Raw genomic sequence first — 19523 nt, forward strand, 5'->3', positions numbered from 1 at the left:
TTCATTGCCGCTATAATCGCCGCCTTTTCATCGGGCTATACGATTTCTGACATGAGCCAATCCAGCGACCTGATTCAATCGGCACAACGTACCATCCGCCTCGAGCTCGAAGCCGTGCAAGGCTTGCTGCCCCATATCGACGCTGATTTCGTACGCGCCTGCGAGATGATTCTGGCCAGCAAGGGCCGCGTCGTCGTGGTCGGCATGGGCAAGTCCGGACATATCGGCAACAAGATCGCCGCCACCCTGGCCAGCACCGGCACCACGGCATTTTTCGTCCACCCGGCCGAGGCCAGCCACGGCGACATGGGCATGATCACCCGGGACGATGTCATCCTGGCCCTGTCCAACTCGGGCTCGACCAATGAAATCCTCACGCTGTTGCCGCTGATCAAGCGCCTTGGCATCCAGATGATCAGCATCACCGGCAATCCGGCTTCGCCCCTGGCCAAGGCCGCCGAGGTGAACCTCAACGTGCATGTCGAGCACGAAGCCTGCCCGTTGAACCTTGCCCCGACCTCCTCCACCACCGCGGCGCTGGTCATGGGTGACGCCCTGGCCGTGGCCTTGCTGGAGGCCAGGGGCTTCACCGCCGAGGATTTCGCGTTCTCCCATCCCGGCGGAGCCCTGGGCCGTCGCCTGTTGCTGAAAGTCGAAAACGTGATGCACGCCGGGGAAGAGCTGCCTCGAGTCCAGCGCGGTACGCTCCTCAAGGACGCTCTCATGGAAATGACCCGCAAAGGGCTTGGCATGACGGTGATTCTCGAAGCCGACGGCAAGCTCGCCGGAGTCTTCACTGACGGCGACCTGCGCCGCACCCTTGACCGCGCCATCGACATCCGCAATGCCACTATCGATGAGGTCATGACCCTCCACGGCAAGACGGCCCGCGCCGACATGCTCGCCGCCGAAGCCTTGAAGATCATGGAAGACCACAGGATCAATGCACTGGTGGTCGTGGATGACGAGGACCGCCCGATCGGCGCCTTCAATCTGTCCGACCTGCTGCGTGCCGGAGTAATGTAATGACGACCGACCTGCTGCAACGCGGTAAAGATATCAAGCTCGCCGTTTTCGACGTTGACGGCGTGCTCACCGATGGCCGCCTGTACTTCCTGGAAGATGGCAGCGAATTCAAGACCTTCAATACGCTCGACGGCCAAGGCATCAAGATGCTGATGGCCGCCGGCGTGCAGACCGCCATCATCAGTGGCCGCAAGACCCCGGTGGTCGAGCGACGCGCGAAGAACCTCGGCATCCCCCATCTATACCAGGGACGCGAGGACAAACTGGTGGTGCTGGACGAGCTTCTGGGCCAACTCAACCTAAGCTATGAACAGGTGGCCTACCTCGGTGACGACCTGCCGGACCTGCCGGTGATCCGTCGGGTCGGCCTGGGCATGGCGGTGGCCAACGCGGCCAGCTTCGTACGTGAGCATGCCCACGGCGTCACCACGGCACGGGGCGGCGAAGGCGCGGCCCGTGAATTCTGTGAACTGATCCTGCGCGCCCAGGGCCGCCTCGAAGCGGCCAACGCCGCGTACCTGTGAGCCATTTATGCTGAGTAAGAAGATTCGCACCATCGTGGTGTTCGGCTGTATCGCGGCGATTTTCGCGGCGGTGGGCTATTGGAACATCAGCCCGGAACGCTTCCTCGACCAGCCTGCGGCCCAGGTCGAGGAAAAGATCGACTGGTATGCGACCAACACGCACACCCTTCAGTACCTGCCCGATGGCAAGGTGCAATACGAAATGACGGCCGACAAGGTCGATCACGTCAAGGCCACCGACATCACGCTGGTGACCACGCCGGACCTGAACATGTTTCGTGGCACCGATTTCCCGTGGCATGTGCAAAGCAAGCGTGCCGAAGTCAATTCCGGCGGCACCGAAGTGGAGCTCATCGATTCGGTACGCGTGGCTCGCACCGATGAGAAGAACCGTACGACCATCATCACCAGCAGCCGGATGACAGTGTTCCCGCAGCAAGAATATGCGCAGACCGAGCAACCCGTTAGAATCGACGGCGCCGGCGGTGTGTCGACCGGCACTGGAATGAAAGCGTATCTGAAGGAAAGCAGGATACACCTGCTATCGAACGTAAGAGGACAGTATGAAGCTCGCTAAAACCCTCCCTATTTTGCTCAGTCTGGGCGCAGCACTGGGAAGCGCGAGCGCCTGGTCCCTCCCCAACGACCGCGATCAGCCTATCCGCATCCAGGCCGACGACGCCCAGCTGGACGACAAGAATGGCGTGGCCACCTACAAGGGTGACGTGATCATTACCCAGGGTTCGATGAAGGTGACCGGCAATACCGTGACCATCACCCGCACCCAGTCCGGGGATATCGACGTGGTGACCTCGGTGGGCAACCTGGCCTATTTCGAACAGCTGCAGACCGCGGGCGACACCAAGCCTGTCCAGGGCTACGGCGTGACCATCCAGTACCATGCCTCCCAGGACCGCGTCGTGCTGATCGACCGAGCCAAGGTCATCGACAAGGATGGCAACACCACCCAGGGCGAAAAGATCGTCTACGACACGAACAAGAAACTCGCCAGCGCGGGTCGCGCCACCGGTAACAAGGTGACCGAGCAGCGCCCACGGATCGACATGGTCATCCAGCCGAAAAAGAAAACCGAGCAGAAGGCCCAGTAATGGCAACTCTGAAAGCTCAGCACCTGGCCAAGAGCTACAAGGGCCGCCAGGTCGTGCGTGATGTCAGCCTGTCCATCGATAGCGGGCAGATCGTCGGCCTGCTTGGCCCCAACGGCGCAGGCAAGACCACCTGCTTCTACATGATCGTCGGCCTGGTCCAGGCCGATCAGGGCCGCGTACTGATCGACGACCTGGACGTCAGCCACCAGCCCATGCATGGTCGGGCGAAAGCCGGCATCGGCTATCTGCCGCAGGAAGCGTCGATCTTCCGCAAGCTGTCGGTCGCCGACAACATCATGGCGATCCTCGAGACCCGCAAGGACCTCGACAAGGCAGGCCGCCGCCAGGAGCTGGAGAGCCTGTTGCAGGAATTCCACATCAGCCACATCCGCGACAACCTGGGCATGAGCCTGTCCGGTGGCGAACGACGCCGGGTGGAAATCGCCCGCGCCCTGGCCACCTCACCGAAATTCATCCTGCTCGACGAACCGTTCGCCGGCGTGGACCCGATTTCGGTAGGCGACATCAAACAGATCATCCACCACCTCAAGGCCAAGGGGATCGGCGTACTGATCACCGACCACAACGTGCGCGAGACCCTGGACATCTGTGAAACCGCCTACATCGTCAATGATGGGCAGCTGATCGCCGAAGGCGACGCTACCACCATCCTGGCCAACGAACTGGTCAAGGAAGTGTATCTGGGTCATGAGTTCCGCTTGTAAGCACAAGGTGCCTGGCAAATTGGCCCGGCACCGCTAATTTTATTGCTAGGCAAACACTTCAGTTTCAGGCATATAATTTGCTTAAGGTTTGGCGCTCCGGCGCCATGTAGTGGATGGCGCATGTGCGCCGGCGAATAAGGTGTTAAGCCCCTGCCATGAAACCATCGCTAGTCTTGAGAATGGGCCAGCAGCTGACGATGACACCGCAGCTGCAACAGGCCATCCGCCTGCTCCAATTGTCGACCCTGGACCTGCAACAGGAAATCCAGGAGGCCCTGGAGTCCAATCCGATGCTCGAACGCCAGGAAGAAGGCGACGACTTCGATAACTCCGACCCACTGGCCGACAACGTCGAACAGAAAACCAGTACCGAGATCCAGGAACCGTCCTATCAGGAGGAGTCCGCCCCCACGGTGGATAACCTGGAGGATGGCGAATGGAACGAACGCATCCCCAACGACCTCCCCGTGGACACGGCCTGGGAAGATGTCTACCAGACCAGCGCCAGCAGCCTGCCCAGCAGCGATGACGACGAGTGGGACTTCACCACCCGTACGTCCGCCGGCGAGAGCCTGCAAAGCCATCTCTTGTGGCAGCTGAACCTGGCGCCGATGTCCGATACCGATCGCCTGATCGCGGTGACCCTGATCGACTGCATCAACAACCAGGGTTACCTGGACGAGACCCTCGAAGAAATCCTCGAGGCCTTCGACCCCGAGCTGGACATCGAGCTGGATGAGATCGAAGCCGTTCTGCATCGCATCCAGCAGTTCGAACCGGCCGGCATCGGCGCCCGCAACCTGGGCGAATGCCTGTTGCTGCAGCTGCGTCAGTTGCCCGCCAAGACCCCTTGGCTGGCCGAAGCCAAGCGACTGGTCAGCGACTACATCGACTTGCTGGGCGGCCGTGACTACAGCCAGTTGATGCGGCGCATGAAACTCAAGGAAGATGAACTGCGCCAGGTGATCGAACTGGTCCAGAGCCTGAACCCGCGTCCAGGCTCGCAGATCGAGACTACCGAGCCAGAATACGTAGTCCCCGACGTGATCGTGCGCAAGCACAACGATCGCTGGCTGGTGGAGCTGAACCAGGAAGCGGTCCCCAAGCTGCGGGTCAATGCCCAGTACGCCGGATTCGTGAGGCGCGCCGACACCAGCGCCGACAACACCTTCATGCGCAACCAGTTGCAGGAGGCGCGCTGGTTCATCAAGAGCCTGCAGAGCCGCAACGAGACCCTGATGAAGGTTGCCACCCAGATCGTCGAACATCAGCGCGGTTTCCTGGACTACGGCGACGAAGCGATGAAGCCGTTGGTCCTGCATGACATCGCCGAGGCGGTGGGCATGCACGAATCGACGATTTCCCGGGTGACCACCCAGAAATTCATGCATACCCCACGGGGTATCTATGAACTGAAATACTTTTTCTCCAGCCACGTCAGCACCTCCGAAGGCGGCGAATGCTCGTCCACGGCCATCCGCGCGATCATCAAGAAACTGGTGGCAGCGGAAAATCAGAAAAAGCCGTTGAGTGACAGCAAGATCGCTGGTTTACTGGAGGCACAAGGCATTCAGGTGGCCCGCCGTACCGTCGCCAAATACCGTGAATCCCTCGGGATCGCGCCTTCGAGCGAACGCAAGCGGTTGATGTAACAGGCCACGCCACAGCGTTCCAGTGGCAGGCATTTCTGCCTGCCGCTTTATGCACTGGCAACGAAGGAGAAGCTGTATGCAAGTCAACATCAGTGGACACCAACTGGAAGTGACCAAGCCTCTGCGCGAGTACGTCGAGCTCAAGCTCAAGAAACTCGAAGGGCATTTCGACAAGATCACCAACGTGCAAGTCATCATGACGGTCGAGAAGCTTCTGCAGAAAATCGAAGCCACGCTGCATATCCCCGGCGGAGAAGTCGTTGCCAACGCGTCGCATGACGACATGTATGCCGCGATTGACCTGCTGACCGACAAGCTGGATCGCCAACTCAAAAAGCATAAGGAAAAGACCCAGAGCCTCCTCCAGGGCGCAACCGGTCGTTAATCCCCCCAATCCATGATCCGACTAGAAACCATCCTGACCCCCGGCCGTTCCCAGGTGAACGCGCCGGGTGGCAGTAAAAAGAAAGCCCTCGAACAAATTGCCAACCTGATCCACCGTGAAGTCGGGGATCTGGAAATGCAGGACGTCTTCGAGGCCCTGGTTGCCCGTGAGAAACTCGGTTCCACCGGTTTCGGCAACGGCATCGCCATTCCCCACTGCCGCCTCAAGGGTTGTACCGCACCGATCAGTGCGCTGTTGCACCTTGAAGCCCCCATCGATTTCGACGCCATCGACGGCGCACCGGTCGACCTGCTGTTCGTGCTGCTGGTCCCGGAAGCCGCCACAGACGCGCACCTCGAACTGCTGCGCCAGATCGCCAGCATGCTGGACCGCAAGGAAGTGCGTGACAAACTGCGCAGCGCACCGAGCAACGAAGCCTTGTATCAGGTTGTCCTGGACGAACAGAACGGTCATTGAACATGCGCCTGATCATCGTCAGTGGCCGTTCCGGCTCCGGTAAAAGCACAGCCCTCAACGTGCTCGAAGACAATGGCTACTACTGCATCGACAACCTGCCGGCCGGGCTGCTGCCGGAGCTGGCCGAGCGGGCCCTGATCCATACCGAGCTGGCGCAGCCGCTGGTGGCGGTCTCCATCGATGCACGCAACCTGCCCAGCCACCTGTCGCGTTTCCCTGAGCTGCTCGAGGAAGTTCGCAACAAGCACATCCAGTGCGACGTGCTGTACCTGGACGCCGATGAAGAAACGTTGCTCAAGCGCTTTTCCGAAACCCGTCGGCGCCACCCACTGAGCAATGCCAATCGCTCCCTGGCCGAAGCCATCCACGACGAAAGCCAGTTGCTGGGGCCGATCGCCGACCTGGCGGACCTGAAGGTCAACACCACGCACCTGAACCTGTATCAGTTGCATGACACCATCAAGCTGCGCCTGCTGAACCAGCCCGAGCCGGGCACGGCGTTTTTGCTCGAGTCGTTCGGGTTCAAGCGCGGCATGCCGGTGGACGCCGACCTGGTATTCGATGTGCGCTGCCTGCCCAATCCCTACTGGAAACCGGAACTGCGCGAGCAGTCCGGGCTGGACCAGCCGGTGATCGACTACCTGGCCGCCCAGCCGGATGTCGAGGACATGTTCCAGGACATCTCTGCCTACCTGCTTAAGTGGCTGCCCCGCTTCGCCGCGAGCAATCGCGCCTATGTGACCATCGCCATCGGCTGCACCGGTGGTCATCATCGTTCCGTCTACCTGACCGAGCGCCTGGGTCGTCTCCTGCAACCCACCCTGAAGAATGTCCAGGTTCGCCACCGCGACCTCAGCTAAAGGATTCACATCGCGATGCCTGCTCAGGAAATTGAAATCATTAATAAATTGGGTTTGCATGCCCGCGCGTCAGCGAAATTCGTGGGTGTCGCGGGTAAGTTTCCAGATACCACGATCAGGGTCGGGCGCACGCCAGAGTCAACTGTCGATGGCAAGAGCATCATGGCGATGATGATGCTGGCTGCGGGCAAAGGCACCAGGATCCATCTGAGCACGGAAGGTGAACAGGCCCAGGAAGCGATGGATGCGCTGGTTGCCCTGATCAACAACTACTTCGACGAAGGGGAATAGTCCCCCCTATGGTGAGGGATCCGCTGGTGAGTGGATTTAGCGAATCGTCGCACTGCCCCGCCAGGTTGCGAAGCAGCCCCCAAAAAGAGCTCAGTCGACCTGATGCTCGGCGGTGACAGATATCAGGACTGCTTCGCAGCCCAGCGGGGATAAATCGCCTCGCCACCGATTGATTCCGGCCGCCACTGATTGATCCCTGCCCCACCTACCTGCCCCGCAGGTTCCCCCTGTCACGCCAACGCCGTATCCAGCACCATCATCAGGCAAAACCCCACCAACAATCCCAGGCTCGCCAGTTTCTCGTGACCATTGCGACGGGATTCGGGAATGACTTCGTGGGTCACCACCAGCAGCATCGCCCCTGCCGCCAACGCCAGGCCCAGGGGCAAGAGCATCTCGGCCAGGCTCACCAACCAGGCGCACAGTAGCGCGAACACCGGCTCGACCAGCCCAGACGCCGCGCCAATCAGGAACGCCTTGACCCGCGACATGCCCGCCGTGGCCAGCACCAGCGCGATCACCAGTCCTTCGGGGACATCCTGCAAGGCGATCCCCATCGCCAGGCTGTCGGCATCGGGCATGCCGCCCCCGGCCGACACGCCCACCGCCATGCCTTCTGGAATGTTGTGGGCAATGATGGCGAACACGAACAACCAGATCCGCGGCGCGATGATCGGACGTCCTGGCGCTGCCACCAGCCTCTCGGGGCTGGCCGAGACCTTGCGGTCCACCAGGTACAGCCCTAACGCCCCCGACAGAATGCCAAAGCAGATAAGGCCACTGGCGGCCCAAGGCGTGAACCCCAATTGCTCCGCTGCGGCAATGCCCGGCACGATCAGCGAAAACGCCGTGGCAGCGAGCATCACCCCGGCACCGAAGCCCAGCAGCGAATCGCTCACGGCCCGGGGCATACGCCGGATGACCAGCACCGGCACGGCCCCGAGCGCGGTGCCCAAGGCACAGAGTCCGCCGCCTTGAAGGGCTCGCAGCAACCTGGCCTCCAGGTCCAGCCACGCCAGGCCCTGGGCCGCCAGCAACGTCATCCCGGCCAACAACAGCAATGACCCCAAGGCATAGCGGAACATCCGTCCGCTTCCAATCGCCAGTGTTTGAGTATCCATAGTCAGCCTTGGAGGGGGTTCATGAAGGACTCGATGCCAGCGCCGCCTGATAGCGCCGGGCGACTTCAGGCCAGTTGATCACGTTGTAGAAAGCGTTGATGTATTCCGGCCGACGGTTCTGGTACAGCAGGTAGTACGCGTGCTCCCACACGTCCAGGCCCAGGATCGGCGTATTGCCGTTCATCAGCGGGCTGTCCTGGTTGGCGCTGCTTTCCACCACCAGGGCCTTCTGCGGGGTCACGCTCAGCCAGGCCCAGCCGCTGCCGAAGCGGCTCAGCGCAGCCTTGGTGAACGCTTCCTTGAATCGCTCCAGGCCCCCCAGCTGTGTCTCGATCGCTGCGCCAAGCGCACCGTCCGGTTGACCGCCACCCTCTGGGGACATCACTTCCCAGAACAGGGAATGGTTGGCATGGCCACCGCCCTGATTGATCACCGCCGCCCGCAGGTTCTGCGGCAACTGCTCCACGCTGGCCAGCAGTTTTTCGATGGGCCATTGGGCGTACTCGCTGCCCTCCACCGCGGCGTTGAGGTTATTGATATAGGTCTGGTGGTGTTTCGTGTAGTGGATCTCCATGGTTTTCGCATCGATGTGCGGCTCCAGGGCATCGTAGGCGTAAGGCAGCGCAGGCAAGGTAAAAGCCATTTTCAATGAACTCCATAATGAAGAGGGGCATTGCGGTGCAAGAGTGATGTGTCTTTGCTTTGGAGCAACCGTTGGGTGCGGGGGTACTCGCCATGTTCACTGATGAAACCCAGCAGTTCGACATAAGTCCTGTGGCTCTGGCGCATCGCGGCCGCACGCAGCGCTGTCGGCATGCGCTCGTCCTGCAGGGTCTGCAGCAACCGTTGATGGATGGCGCACAAGTATTCGGCGCTTTCCTCTGGCTGGTTCAGGCGCAGGTGCAAGTCCGCCAGGTTGTGGTGGGAGACGACGCAGGCGGCCACGGCCTCGTCGGCGTCAGGCCAGCGCTCATACAGCACCTGCGCCAGGGCCAGGGCTTGCAGGTAGGCTTCGCGGGCATCCACCAGTTCGCCCAGCATGAAATGACGATTGGCTCGTTCGATCGTGCGTTTCCAGTGCTCCATGATGAGTCCTCCACACAGGGATCGGAATTACACACCGCCCGCCGTGAGCTTCTCGGGGTCCAGCAAGACCTCCAGTTCGCTACGCGACAGGTCGGTGTGTTCCAGGGCGACATCGATGACCGGGCGGCTTTGTTGATAAGCCGTCTTGGCGATTTGCGCGGCTTTCTGGTAACCGATGATCGGATTCAATGCTGTAACCAGGATCGGGTTGCGCGACAACGCCTCCTTGAGCCTGGCCTCGTTGACCTTGAAGGTGGCAATGGCCTTGTCCGCCAGCAACCGGCTGACATTGGCCATCAAGGCGATGCTGCTCAGCAGGTTCTGAGCGATGATCGGCAACATCACATTCAGTTCGAAGTTGCCCGACTGGCCGGCCACGGTGATCACCGTGTCGTTGCCGATCACCTGGGTCGCGACCATCGCGGTGGCTTCCGCAATCACCGGGTTGACCTTGCCGGGCATGATAGAGGAGCCCAGCTGCAAGCCCTCCAGTTCGATCTCGCCCAGGCCAGCCAGGGGCCCGGAATTCATCCAGCGCAAGTCGTTGGCGATTTTCATCAACGACACCGCCGTGGTCTTGAGTTGCCCGGAAACCGCCACCGCGGTGTCCTGGGAACCGATCAGGGCGAACAGGTTCTTGCCAGGAGTGAATTGCACCTGGGTCAGCAAGGTCAGCTGCTGGCTGAACAGCTCGGCGAAGCGAGGGTGGGCATTGACCCCGGTCCCCACCGCAGTGCCCCCCTGGGCCAGGGCCTGCAGGCTTGGCAGCAGGTCCTGCAGATGGCCGATATTGGCTTTCAACTGCTGCGCCCATCCCTCCAGCACCTGGCTCAGGCGGACCGGCATCGCATCCATCAGGTGGGTGCGACCGGTCTTGATGAACGGATGAACCGCCACCGCCTTGCGCTCGATCACCTGGACAAGATGTGTCAGCGCCGGCAACAACTGCTCATGCAAGGCCAGTGCGGCGCTGACATGAATGCAGGTGGGAATGATGTCGTTACTGCTCTGCCCGCAGTTGACGTGGTCGTTAGGATTGACCGTCTCTCCCAGCAGCCGGCTGGCGAGGGTGGCGATCACTTCGTTGGCGTTCATGTTGGAACTGGTGCCGGAGCCGGTCTGGAAGATATCCACCGGGAAGTGATCCATGAAATGACCTTCGAGCAACCCTTGGGCCGCATCGACGATGGCTTTGCCCTGGGCCGCGCTGATCTGTCCCAGCTCCACGTTGGCCCGGGCGGCGGCGGCCTTGGCCAGGATCAGTGCGCGAATGAACGCCGCCGGCATGCGCTGGCCACTGATGGGGAAGTTATCCACGGCACGCTGGGTCTGCGCGCCGTACAGGGCATCTGCCGGGACATGGAGCTCGCCCATGCTGTCGCGTTCGATACGGGTATTACTCATCGGGAAATCCTTGTACCGGTTCATTGAGAGAGAGGGAGGGTGCCAGGACACAGGTCGCCAGCGCCCAGGCATGGCTCTGCCAACGCCTCAGGCGACATTGGCAGAGTGATTGGCGTTCGAGATCGCGCAATGGCCGCCAGGCCTGGTCAAGACAGAGCGCCCGCCAGTGCCAGGGCAGCGCGATATCCGAGGCGGTGTCGAGCAGCAAGCGAAAGGCCGTTTCGCCGATCATCCATGGCGAAGTGGCGGTACAACAGGCCAGATAGCGCCCCTCAGCCAGGTAATGCTCAATCAACCGCGGTTCGTCCGGGTTCATCGCGCAACGGATCTGGCGACTCATCCAGCGCCAGCTTTCAAGGTAAGGCTGTTCGTGCAAGGCAGGACTCATGACCGGGGCTCAATCGGCAAATGAGATTCATTATTAGATGATAATAAGAAGCAACACAAGTCTGGAAAGGAACAGATTGTGCCATCGGGAGCCCATGTCCTTGGGCCAGATAGGGTCAAGCGGACACAAAAAAAGGCGCGTCACCCGCTAGGATGACGCGCCGTCCTTATTGCGATGGCAGGTCAGCTGCCCGCCACCGTCATCCGTTCGATCAGCACGGAACCGGTGCGGATGTTGCTGCGCAGTTCCAGGTCGTTCCCCACGGCGAGGATCTGCTTGAACATGTCGCGCATGTTGCCGGCGATGGTCACTTCCTGGACCGGGAACTGGATCTCGCCATTTTCGACCCAGAACCCCGCCGCCCCCCGGGAGTAATCCCCAGTCACCATGTTCAGGCCGTGGCCCATCAGTTCGGTCACCAGCAACCCACGTCCCATGCGGCGCAGCAAGGCCGCCTGGTCCTCTTCGCCATGGCTGACGAACAGGTTGTGCACGCCACCGGCATTGGCGGTACTCGGCATACCGAGCTTACGGCCCGAATAGGTGCCCAGGATGTAGGACACCAGCTCGCCCTTCTCCACGAACGGCTTGGCATAGGTCGCCAGCCCATCGCCGTCGAAGGCCGAACTGCCCATGGCTCGCATCAGGTGCGGCCGCTCATCGATCGTCATCCATTCCGGAAACAGTTTCTGCCCCAGCGCGCCTTCGAGGAACGAAGACTTGCGATACAGATTGCCGCCGGACACTGCCGACAGGAAACTGCCGAACAGCCCACCGGCCAGTTCGGCGGCAAACAGCACCGGCACTTCGCAGGTCGGCACCGGCCGCGCGCCCAGGCGGCTGGCCGCCCGCTGTGCGGCTTTCTGGCCGATGCTCACCGGGTCCGCCAGCAGGTTGCCCTGACGGTTCACGTCGTACCAGTAGTCGCGCTGCATCTGCCCGTCGGCCTCGGCAATCATCACGCAGCTGAGGCTGTGACGGGTCGAGGCGTAGCCACCAATGAATCCGTGACTGTTGCCGTAGACCCGGCAGCCCTGGTGGGTATTGAGCGTCGTACCGTCGGCGTTCCGGATCCGGCTGTCGGCATCGAACGCCGCCGCCTCGCAGCGCAACGCCTGTTCGATGGCCTGCTCGGGCGTGATATCCCAGGCGTGAAACAGGTCGAAATCAGGTTGTTCCTTGCACATCAGCGCCGCATCGGCCAACCCCGAGGCTTCGTCTTCGGACGTGTGCCTGGCAATCGCCAGTGCCGCGGCGACGGTTTCGCGGATGGCATCAGGACCACTGGCCGAAGTGCTGGCCGAGCCCTTGCGCTGGCCCACGTACAAGGTGATACCGAAACCCTGGTCGCGGTTGAACTCGACGGTCTCCACCTCCCGCTGGCGCACCGACGTCGACAGTCCCTGCTCCAGGGACACAGCCACTTCGCAGGCGCTGGCGCCCTGTCGCCGGGCTTCGGCGAGGATCTGCTCGACTTGTTCCTGCAGTGCCGGCAATGCTTGCGGACCGACGCTTTGAACTGCACTCATGGTGTTCTCCACTCAAATTCTGCTTTCGGTCGGGGCCTGCGGGAAAAGTGCCTGCGCGACTTTTCATACAAACCCGAGGCCTTCGAGCGACCGGGCCGGACAAGCGGCCCCCGACTGGTTATCATGGCGGCGTTTCTTTGCGGACTGCCACCATGGTTGATTCTTACGACGACTCCCTCTACGAGGGCGAAAAAAGCAAATCCCAGGTCAAACGCGAGCTGCATGCTCTGGTTGACCTCGGCGAGCGCCTCACGACACTCAAGCCCGACTTGCTGGCCAAACTGCCCCTGACCGACGCCCTGCGCCGGGCCCTGGCCGATGCGCCCAAGCACACCGCGAACATCGCGCGTAAACGGCACCTGCAGTTCATCGGCAAACTGATGCGAGATCAGGACACCAGCGCCATCCTGGTCCTGCTCGATCAACTCGATGCCTCCACCCGGCAATACAACGAACGCTTCCATAACCTGGAGCGCTGGCGTGATCGCCTGATCGCGGGCGACGACGGCACCCTGGAAAAATTCGTCATCGAGTACCCGGAGGCCGATCGCCAGCAATTGCGCTCCCTGATCCGTCAGGCCCAGCACGAACTGGCGCAGAACAAGCCACCGGCCTCGAGCCGTAAAATCTTCAAGTACATCCGTGAGCTGGACGAGACTCAACGCGGTTTGCGCTGAGTCGCGCCACGGGTGGAGGCCTTGCACTCCACCCGACGCTCCCATCATGCGCCCGTGCCACCCACGGTAATCGCATCGATCTTCAGGGTCGGCTGCCCGACACCCACTGGCACCGATTGCCCATCCTTGCCACATGTACCCACGCCGCTGTCCAGCGCCAGGTCGTTACCCACCATCGACACCTTGCTCATCGCCTCCGGTCCGTTGCCGATCAGCGTCGCGCCCTTGACTGGCGCGGTGATCTTGCCGTCTTCGATCAGGTAGGCCTCGCTGGTGGAGAACACAAACTTGCCGCTGGTGATGTCTACCTGGCCGCCGCCGAGGTTGGCGCAGTAGATGCCTTTCTTCACCGAAGCGATGATCTCAGCCGGGTCGCTCTGGCCACCCAGCATGTAAGTGTTGGTCATGCGCGGCATGGGCAGGTGCGCGTAGGATTCCCGGCGCCCGTTGCCGGTGCGGGCCACGCCCATGAGCCGGGCGTTGAGCTTGTCCTGCATGTAACCCTTGAGCACGCCGTTTTCGATCAGCGTGGTGCATTCGGTCGGGGTGCCTTCGTCATCGACGCTCAATGAACCGCGCCGTCCGGCCAGGGTGCCATCATCGACAATGGTGCAGAGTTTCGAGGCGACCATCTCGCCCATGCGTCCGCTATAGGCCGAACTGCCCTTGCGGTTGAAATCCCCTTCCAGGCCATGGCCCACCGCTTCATGCAGCAGCACGCCGGACCAGCCGGACCCCAGCACCACTGGCAACGTGCCAGCCGGCGCCGGAATCGCTTCCAGGTTGACCAGGGCCTGGCGCAACGCCTCGCGGGCGTAGCCCATGGCGCGGTCTTCGCTGAGGAAATAACGGTAGTCGGTACGTCCGCCACCGCCGTGGCCGCCACGCTCGCGGCGACCGTTCTGCTCGACGATCACGCTGACGTTGAAACGCACCAGTGGCCGTACGTCCGCCGCCAGGCCGCCATCGGTGGAGGCCACCAGGATCCGCTCCCAGACCCCGGCCATGCTCACCGACACCTGCTGGATACGTGGGTCCAGGGCACGGGTGGCGACGTCGATACGCTTGAGCAGCTCGACCTTTTCGGCGCGGCTCATCACCTCAAGCGGGTTGTCCGGCGCATACAACTGCGCGACGTCCTGGCGGGTGAATGTCTGGACCTTGCCGTTCTGCCCGGCACGGGAAATCGAGCGGGCCGCGCGGGCGGCAGCTGCGAGGGCTTCCAGGGTGATGGCGTTGCTGTAGGCAAAACCGGTCTTTTCCCCGGACTGGGCCCGTACACCCACCCCCTGGTCAAGGTTGAAACTGCCTTCCTTGACGATACCGTCTTCCAGGGACCAGGACTCGGAAATCTGCCCCTGGAAATACAGGTCGGCTGCATCGATGCCCGGGCCGGCCAGGTCGCCCAGCACGCTCTGCAGGCTTTCCAGGGTCACGCCGCCGGGGGCTAAAAGGTGTTCGCTGACTGAGGACAACAACCCGCTCATATGTTCTACGCCTTGAATTCGTCGTCTTGGACAGGCCGCTGTCGAGCGCCCTGCGAGAAAAAGCGCCGATGGCTTGCCACCGGCATGCGCGCCCTGATGGACGCCTGTTCGCTGCTGTCCAACTCGGCCAGCAGCACGGCTTCGCCTTGATCCTGGTGCGCCAGCACCCGCCCCCACGGGTCGACGATGGCGGCGTGGCCAAAGGTTTCACGTGGCCCCGGATGCACGCCACCCTGTGCGGCCGCCAGCACGTAGCACTGGGTTTCAATGGCCCGGGCGCGAATCAACACCTCCCAATGAGCGGCACCGGTGACCGCCGTGAACGCCGAGGGCGCGGTGATCAGCTCGGCCCCGGCAGCCCGGAGCTCGCTATAGAGTTCCGGAAAACGCAAGTCATAGCAGACCGTCAGGCCCACACGCCCTACGGGCGTATCGGCGACCACCACGTTACCGCCATAAGCATAGTCATCCGACTCACGATAGCGTCCCCGATTGTCCGCCACGTCCACGTCGAACAGGTGCAGCTTGTCGTAGCGCGCCACCACCTGGCCCTGATCGTCCATCAACAGCGAACAGGCATGGGCCTTGGCCTCGGGCCGATCCACCGGCGGCAAGGGCAACGTCCCGGCCACGATCCATAACCTGAGGTCGCGGGCGACCTGTTTCAACCAGGGCAGGATCGGCCCCTGACCAAAGGCTTCGGCGCGACCGATGTCGGCAATGTCACGCCGTCCCATGGCCGCGAAATTCTCGGGCAGTACCGCCAGTCTCGCGCCGCCGGCAGCGGCCTGCTCCAGCAGTACCCGGGCGCGGGCCAGATTGGAGAGCACATCGCTCTGGCTGACCATTTGAATCACGGCGACTGGCATGGTGTTTCCCTCATTTTCTGCATCATTCTCCTGTGGGGGCGAGCAAGCTCGCTCCCACGGGAGTTATCCCATCGTCCATCAGAACGGCTTGTCGAAGGTGATCTTCGGCTCCTTCCAAGGCCCTTTGACGTCGTATCTTACGCTGGCGAACCGCGCCACGCGGTCGCCGATCAGTTTATCGATCAGAAACAATGCGCCTCCCACCGCCGGTGCGCCGACAATCAGCGCGGCAATCGGCAGGTTATTGGTCACCGGCAGCGTCACCAGCAGCTTGGCGTCGACCCGGTCGCCCACCATGTCCAGCGTTCCGTTGAGTTCCAGGTTGCTCGACGGCCCCGTCAGCGTAATGGGTTCACGGGTCACGTAGACACCATCGCTGGCCACCAGCAGCCCCTTGACCCGGTCATAGCTCAGGCCCTTGCCGAACAGATCGGAGAAATCCAGGCGCAGCCGTCGGCCGATGGAGTTGAAGTTCAGCAAACCGAATACCCTCAGCGCCTGGGCGCTGCCTTCGATCTCGACGAACTGGCCCTTGCTCAGCGAGGCATCGAGGCTGCCGGAAAAGCGCTTGGTGGCGACCCACGCCGGCGAGCCGGGCCAACGGCCATCGACATCCAGGCGGAATTCCTGGCTGGTCACGCTGGGGGCGAAGCCCCAACCCTTGAGCACGTCGGCCAGGTTCTTGCCGCTGATGCGTCCCTTGTACCAACTGCTGGTGGCGCCTGGCGCACCTTCCCAACCGCCGCTGCCGTTCAAGACCATGCCCTTGAGCCCCATGTCCAGGTTGCTCAGCGCGATGCCCTTGGCAGTCGGCCGTACTTTCAGAGACCACGCGCCGATCAGGTCAGTGCCCTGGAACAATTGGCCGATGGCGATATCCATGGCCGGGATCCGGGTGGGATCGACCGATGCCAACGGGTCTGGGGCATTTTCGTCGGCCTGTACCGTCGGGTCCGCAGCCGGCAGGCGGACATAATCCAGCTTGATGCCGATGGGCGCGGCCTTGGCGTCCGGCAGGCTGACATTGCCCTTGGCCTGCTGGCTGTCGAGGCGCAAGGCCCAGGCGTCCGGCTTGCGGTCGAGCTGCAGCGCCACCTGGTCCAGGGTCGTGCCCATGGCCGTGAGCTTGCCCACCTTCAGGTCGGCGCCGCTGAGCAGTTGCCTGGCGCTGCCGCCCGGGTCGTGACCTGCGTATTTGTTCACCAGTTCCTGCCAGGGCTCCACGTCCAGCTCAGGCAGCGAGCCTCGCAGCCGTATGCCCTTGGCGCCCGGCAACACGGCATCGCCATCCCCCAGCAGCAGCTCGCCACGCCCTTCGGCCACCTTGCCGCTCGGTGCCGCATAGGTGAAATTGGCCACATCGCCGTAGTCCACCCAATAGCGTCGCTCCGCGCCTTGCAGCGTCATGCGAAACACCGTGTCACGGCCGACATCGGCTGCCAGGCCAAAAGGCGCGGGCAGGTTCACGGCCACGCCCTTGAGATTGGAGTTGACCGACAACTGGCTGTCGGCGCCGTCCAGGATGACTTGCAACTGATACGGAATCACCCCGGATACGGGCAACGCCTGGGTGACGCCCAGCCAGTCGGTGAGCTTCTTGGTCTCCACCCGTCCGGACGCCGTTATCCGGGTATTGAGCGCACCGGCACGGCCTTCGGCAAAGATCTGCGCCGTCACGGGCCGGTCGAATGCCTGGGCGGAAATGTTCTTGCCGCTCAGCCCCTTGCTGCTGTCGAAGCGCAAGTCGCCTTTGAGCTGGGTCAACTCCAGCGCCGGCTCGCTGAGCTTGAGCCGGGCCTTGTCGGTATTGAAGTCCACGAGAATCTTGGGCTGCTCGCCCTTGACCAGGGGAATGTCCAGCTTCACATTGCCTTGCAGGCTCCCCTCGCCTTCCCATCCGGCGAACGTCTCGGCGGTGCCGATCGGTGCCGTCTGGAGGATTTTCAGACCGTCTCCCAGGCCGCCAGCGAACCCGCCGTCCAACAGCAGATGCGAAGGTTGCCCGCTCGGGGCATGGGGAATTTCCACCGTGACGTCCTTGACCTGCGTGTCCAGCAACTGGCCCTGGCTGGCATAGATGCGCACGCCGCTGTCCTCGACGAAGACGTCGCCACTGACCTTGCTGACCGAAGGCCAGCCCGGCTGGAACGCCAGTTCGGCGTCATGAACCTTGAAAAACAGGCTGATGCTGCGGGCCGCGTCTCCGGCACCGTGGTTAAGCGAGCCTTGGTACTGGAAAAAACCCTGGTCTACCGCCCCTTTGACGATGGCCGTACGCAGCCACTCGTCCAGGGCCGGGCTCAGGACCGCCGGCAGATACTTGGCGGTGTAGCGACCGTCGCCATCCACCAGGCCCACTCGCAGGTCCATGTAGTCTTCCTGGCTGTGGTCCAGGTGCAGGCGAATCAGGAAATCGCCGGCGATCCTGCCCTCTTCTCCCAGTACCTTCAGGTAGGGCGCGATCAGGGTGAAGCTTTGCTTGTCCAGTTTCCAGGTCAACCGTGCGTTGGCCTGCAGGTACTGCCACGGCTTGGCGAAGATCGGGTCCAGGTGCAGGACGAAATCCTTGCTGTCCATGCGCAGCTCACCGCCACCGAGGTCGCCACTGAGGCTGCCCGAGACGTTGCGCGCCGCCGGTGCGCCGCGATAGGCATCGAACCCGACGGTATCCAGGTTGGTGGCGAAGCTGACCTTGCGGTCGCCAGCGTTCTGTGGACGGTAGTCCAGCAGCACGTTGCGCAAGGCGCCGGTCACCTTGAGCCGGTCGATCGCCGTCGCGACGCCTTCGGGCAACGGTGCCAGGGAATGGAGCAGGGGCGTGAGCGGGGTCAGGTCGAGGCGGTCGGCCTGCAGGTGCCAGAGTTCTTCGGCCTTCTCGGTGGCGGCACTCTGTTGCAATTGCAGGCGCGACTCCCAGCGGGTTTCCCCCAGGCTCATCGCCAGGGAGTCGAACGTCGCGGTAAAACCGTCCGCGCCACGCTGGAAATACCCATCGAGCGCCAGGTTGCGGACCTGCACCGGCTTGCGCTCGGCATAGGCCCCCGTGAGCTGCGGCGCATTCAAGCGTACGGCCGCACTTTGCAGCGTCCCCGCGCCCCAGCTCAACCAGAGTTCACCGCCCGCCTTGATCTGGGAGAAATGCCATTGTCGGGTCAGGCCTTTGGGCAGCCATTTCGACCAGTCACTCTGGGGCAGGCTCAGGTAGGCTTCGGCCTGACCGTTCTTCCAATCGCTGGCTCGGATGCGGGTGCGCAGGTTGAGCGCCACCGGTTGGCCGTCGGGCAGGGTCAGGCGGGCATCCAGGCGCTGACGGGTGGCCCCGGTCTTCAGGCTCAGGCCGACATAGGTCAGGGTCAGCGGCGATTGTTCCAGGGGTTGCAAGGTGACCTGGCTGTCGAGGATCGAAAGCCTGGAGATCATCTGCATGCGCTCCAGCAACTGCTGCGGATCCAGGGGCTGGTCGTCCTTCACCGGCAGGCCTTCCAGGGCCCACTGGCCGTCCGCGCCTTCCTTGAGGCTGACTTTCAGGCCGCCAAGCTCCAGATGAGCGATGCGCACCTGACGCGCCAGCAGGCTGCCCCACAAGTCGGGTACGGCCCGCACCTGGTCCAGGTGCAGGGCATTGGCGCCGTCTCCCACCGTCACGTCGTGGGCCGACAGGATCGGCGCCAATGCGCTCCAGCCACCCTCCAGGCTGCCAATGTGCACGGGCATGCCCAAAGCATCGCCGGCCCGGGTCTCGACCTCTGCGCGATACTCCGCCACCAGGGGCGCCAGCTCCCGGCCAAGGCTGACATACAATGCCAGCAGTACCAACAGCAGCGCGCACAGACCCAGCCCCCAACGGGTCAGCGTGGCCAAAATGCGTATCAAACGCTCCATGTCAGCAGACTCCCCTGGCAATGGTGTTCAA

The 19523-nt window shown here is 62.5% G+C and carries 20 protein-coding genes; 11 read left to right on the forward strand and 9 right to left on the reverse strand.

The genetic code is table 11. The features are described from left to right. Nucleotides 1-51 precede the first annotated feature (51 nt). From BT179_RS09950 to BT179_RS09995, 10 genes are all read left to right on the forward strand, one after another. Entirely contained in the window at nucleotides 52-1026 is a 975-nt protein-coding gene (locus BT179_RS09950; protein WP_072388375.1) for a KpsF/GutQ family sugar-phosphate isomerase, read from the forward strand. Next, nucleotides 1026-1550, forward strand: coding sequence for a KdsC family phosphatase (locus BT179_RS09955; RefSeq protein WP_072388377.1), 525 nt, complete (start codon nucleotides 1026-1028; stop codon nucleotides 1548-1550). The genes BT179_RS09950 and BT179_RS09955 overlap by 1 nt, the downstream gene beginning before the upstream one ends. Nucleotides 1551-1557: 7 nt before the next feature. Further along, a complete protein-coding gene (gene lptC / locus BT179_RS09960; RefSeq protein ID WP_072388379.1) occupies nucleotides 1558-2127 on the forward strand; it encodes an LPS export ABC transporter periplasmic protein LptC in 570 nt (189 codons plus the stop codon). Further along, on the forward strand, nucleotides 2114-2659 hold the full coding sequence (lptA, locus tag BT179_RS09965; RefSeq protein WP_072388381.1) for a lipopolysaccharide transport periplasmic protein LptA: 546 nt from the start codon (nucleotides 2114-2116) through the stop codon (nucleotides 2657-2659). Before lptC ends, lptA begins: the two co-directional genes overlap by 14 nt. Further along, nucleotides 2659-3384: an LPS export ABC transporter ATP-binding protein gene (lptB, locus tag BT179_RS09970; protein ID WP_072388383.1), complete on the forward strand. Its 726-nt coding sequence runs from the start codon at nucleotides 2659-2661 to the stop codon at nucleotides 3382-3384. Before lptA ends, lptB begins: the two co-directional genes overlap by 1 nt. Before the next feature lie 155 nt (nucleotides 3385-3539). Beyond that, nucleotides 3540-5036: an RNA polymerase factor sigma-54 gene (locus BT179_RS09975; protein ID WP_072430766.1), complete on the forward strand. Its 1497-nt coding sequence runs from the start codon at nucleotides 3540-3542 to the stop codon at nucleotides 5034-5036. 76 nt (nucleotides 5037-5112) lie between these two features. Continuing rightward, complete coding sequence (hpf, locus tag BT179_RS09980; protein ID WP_072388387.1) at nucleotides 5113-5421, forward strand: ribosome hibernation-promoting factor, HPF/YfiA family; 309 nt, start codon at nucleotides 5113-5115, stop codon at nucleotides 5419-5421. Nucleotides 5422-5433: 12 nt separating this feature from the next. Beyond that, nucleotides 5434-5898 carry a PTS IIA-like nitrogen regulatory protein PtsN gene (ptsN, locus tag BT179_RS09985; RefSeq protein ID WP_072430765.1) on the forward strand — a complete coding sequence of 155 codons (465 nt, stop codon included), beginning with the start codon at nucleotides 5434-5436 and terminating at the stop codon, nucleotides 5896-5898. A gap of 2 nt (nucleotides 5899-5900) precedes the next feature. Then, nucleotides 5901-6758 carry an RNase adapter RapZ gene (gene rapZ, locus BT179_RS09990; RefSeq protein WP_072430764.1) on the forward strand — a complete coding sequence of 286 codons (858 nt, stop codon included), beginning with the start codon at nucleotides 5901-5903 and terminating at the stop codon, nucleotides 6756-6758. A 15-nt stretch (nucleotides 6759-6773) separates the two neighbouring features. Then, nucleotides 6774-7049: an HPr family phosphocarrier protein gene (locus tag BT179_RS09995; protein ID WP_072430763.1), complete on the forward strand. Its 276-nt coding sequence runs from the start codon at nucleotides 6774-6776 to the stop codon at nucleotides 7047-7049. A gap of 230 nt (nucleotides 7050-7279) precedes the next feature. Here the strand turns inward: BT179_RS09995 and BT179_RS10000 are convergent, their stop codons facing one another. The 6 genes from BT179_RS10000 to pmbA all read right to left on the reverse strand — a co-directional run bounded on the left by BT179_RS10000 (nucleotide 7280) and on the right by pmbA (nucleotide 12577). Next, nucleotides 7280-8170 (reverse strand): ZIP family metal transporter, encoded by an 891-nt coding sequence (locus tag BT179_RS10000; protein ID WP_072430762.1) that lies wholly within the window; start codon nucleotides 8168-8170, stop codon nucleotides 7280-7282. A 19-nt stretch (nucleotides 8171-8189) separates the two neighbouring features. Continuing rightward, nucleotides 8190-8813 carry a superoxide dismutase gene (locus tag BT179_RS10005; protein ID WP_072388397.1) on the reverse strand — a complete coding sequence of 208 codons (624 nt, stop codon included), beginning with the start codon at nucleotides 8811-8813 and terminating at the stop codon, nucleotides 8190-8192. A 2-nt stretch (nucleotides 8814-8815) separates the two neighbouring features. After that, nucleotides 8816-9256, reverse strand: a complete 441-nt coding sequence (locus BT179_RS10010; protein ID WP_072430761.1) for a hypothetical protein — start codon at nucleotides 9254-9256, stop codon at nucleotides 8816-8818. A gap of 27 nt (nucleotides 9257-9283) precedes the next feature. Then, nucleotides 9284-10660 (reverse strand): class II fumarate hydratase, encoded by a 1377-nt coding sequence (locus BT179_RS10015; protein WP_072430760.1) that lies wholly within the window; start codon nucleotides 10658-10660, stop codon nucleotides 9284-9286. After that, the gene (locus BT179_RS10020) at nucleotides 10653-11048 is read right to left on the reverse strand and encodes a FagA protein (RefSeq protein WP_072388402.1); all 396 of its coding nucleotides are present in this window, start codon (nucleotides 11046-11048) and stop codon (nucleotides 10653-10655) included. The genes BT179_RS10015 and BT179_RS10020 overlap by 8 nt, the downstream gene beginning before the upstream one ends. Before the next feature lie 182 nt (nucleotides 11049-11230). Then, on the reverse strand, nucleotides 11231-12577 hold the full coding sequence (gene pmbA / locus BT179_RS10025) for a metalloprotease PmbA (protein ID WP_072388404.1): 1347 nt from the start codon (nucleotides 12575-12577) through the stop codon (nucleotides 11231-11233). A 152-nt stretch (nucleotides 12578-12729) separates the two neighbouring features. On the opposite strand from pmbA, the gene yjgA reads away from it, so the two are divergent. After that, a complete protein-coding gene (yjgA, locus tag BT179_RS10030; RefSeq protein WP_072388406.1) occupies nucleotides 12730-13254 on the forward strand; it encodes a ribosome biogenesis factor YjgA in 525 nt (174 codons plus the stop codon). Nucleotides 13255-13298: 44 nt separating this feature from the next. Here yjgA and tldD read toward each other — a convergent pair whose 3' ends face one another. The 3 genes from tldD to BT179_RS10045 all read right to left on the reverse strand — a co-directional run bounded on the left by tldD (nucleotide 13299) and on the right by BT179_RS10045 (nucleotide 19492). Continuing rightward, nucleotides 13299-14741 (reverse strand): metalloprotease TldD, encoded by a 1443-nt coding sequence (tldD, locus tag BT179_RS10035; RefSeq protein ID WP_072388408.1) that lies wholly within the window; start codon nucleotides 14739-14741, stop codon nucleotides 13299-13301. Between the two features lie 5 nt (nucleotides 14742-14746). Next, entirely contained in the window at nucleotides 14747-15610 is an 864-nt protein-coding gene (locus BT179_RS10040) for a carbon-nitrogen hydrolase family protein (RefSeq protein ID WP_072430759.1), read from the reverse strand. A gap of 78 nt (nucleotides 15611-15688) precedes the next feature. Next, entirely contained in the window at nucleotides 15689-19492 is a 3804-nt protein-coding gene (locus BT179_RS10045) for a YhdP family protein (RefSeq protein ID WP_072430758.1), read from the reverse strand. Between the last annotated feature and the right edge of the window lie 31 nt (nucleotides 19493-19523).

Source organism: Pseudomonas sp. NFACC43 (assembly GCF_900119645.1).
Lineage (GTDB): Bacteria > Pseudomonadota > Gammaproteobacteria > Pseudomonadales > Pseudomonadaceae > Aquipseudomonas.

Excerpts from the sequence above, each read along its gene's own strand:
- rapZ (WP_072430764.1), top strand. The coding sequence starts at position 5,901 with ATGCGCCTGATCATCGTCAGTGGCCGTTCCGGCTCCGGTAAAAGCACA.
- BT179_RS10045 (WP_072430758.1), bottom strand. The coding sequence starts at position 19,492 with ATGGAGCGTTTGATACGCATTTTGGCCACGCTGACCCGTTGGGGGCTG.
- BT179_RS10040 (WP_072430759.1), bottom strand. The coding sequence starts at position 15,610 with ATGCCAGTCGCCGTGATTCAAATGGTCAGCCAGAGCGATGTGCTCTCC.
- ptsN (WP_072430765.1), top strand. The coding sequence starts at position 5,434 with ATGATCCGACTAGAAACCATCCTGACCCCCGGCCGTTCCCAGGTGAAC.
- BT179_RS09995 (WP_072430763.1), top strand. The coding sequence starts at position 6,774 with ATGCCTGCTCAGGAAATTGAAATCATTAATAAATTGGGTTTGCATGCC.
- BT179_RS09955 (WP_072388377.1), top strand. The coding sequence starts at position 1,026 with ATGACGACCGACCTGCTGCAACGCGGTAAAGATATCAAGCTCGCCGTT.
- BT179_RS10015 (WP_072430760.1), bottom strand. The coding sequence starts at position 10,660 with ATGAGTAATACCCGTATCGAACGCGACAGCATGGGCGAGCTCCATGTC.
- BT179_RS10005 (WP_072388397.1), bottom strand. The coding sequence starts at position 8,813 with ATGGCTTTTACCTTGCCTGCGCTGCCTTACGCCTACGATGCCCTGGAG.
- BT179_RS09975 (WP_072430766.1), top strand. The coding sequence starts at position 3,540 with ATGAAACCATCGCTAGTCTTGAGAATGGGCCAGCAGCTGACGATGACA.
- lptC (WP_072388379.1), top strand. The coding sequence starts at position 1,558 with ATGCTGAGTAAGAAGATTCGCACCATCGTGGTGTTCGGCTGTATCGCG.
- BT179_RS09950 (WP_072388375.1), top strand. The coding sequence starts at position 52 with ATGAGCCAATCCAGCGACCTGATTCAATCGGCACAACGTACCATCCGC.
- tldD (WP_072388408.1), bottom strand. The coding sequence starts at position 14,741 with ATGAGCGGGTTGTTGTCCTCAGTCAGCGAACACCTTTTAGCCCCCGGC.
- BT179_RS10010 (WP_072430761.1), bottom strand. The coding sequence starts at position 9,256 with ATGGAGCACTGGAAACGCACGATCGAACGAGCCAATCGTCATTTCATG.
- lptA (WP_072388381.1), top strand. The coding sequence starts at position 2,114 with ATGAAGCTCGCTAAAACCCTCCCTATTTTGCTCAGTCTGGGCGCAGCA.
- BT179_RS10000 (WP_072430762.1), bottom strand. The coding sequence starts at position 8,170 with ATGGATACTCAAACACTGGCGATTGGAAGCGGACGGATGTTCCGCTAT.
- BT179_RS10020 (WP_072388402.1), bottom strand. The coding sequence starts at position 11,048 with ATGAGTCCTGCCTTGCACGAACAGCCTTACCTTGAAAGCTGGCGCTGG.
- hpf (WP_072388387.1), top strand. The coding sequence starts at position 5,113 with ATGCAAGTCAACATCAGTGGACACCAACTGGAAGTGACCAAGCCTCTG.
- yjgA (WP_072388406.1), top strand. The coding sequence starts at position 12,730 with ATGGTTGATTCTTACGACGACTCCCTCTACGAGGGCGAAAAAAGCAAA.
- pmbA (WP_072388404.1), bottom strand. The coding sequence starts at position 12,577 with ATGAGTGCAGTTCAAAGCGTCGGTCCGCAAGCATTGCCGGCACTGCAG.
- lptB (WP_072388383.1), top strand. The coding sequence starts at position 2,659 with ATGGCAACTCTGAAAGCTCAGCACCTGGCCAAGAGCTACAAGGGCCGC.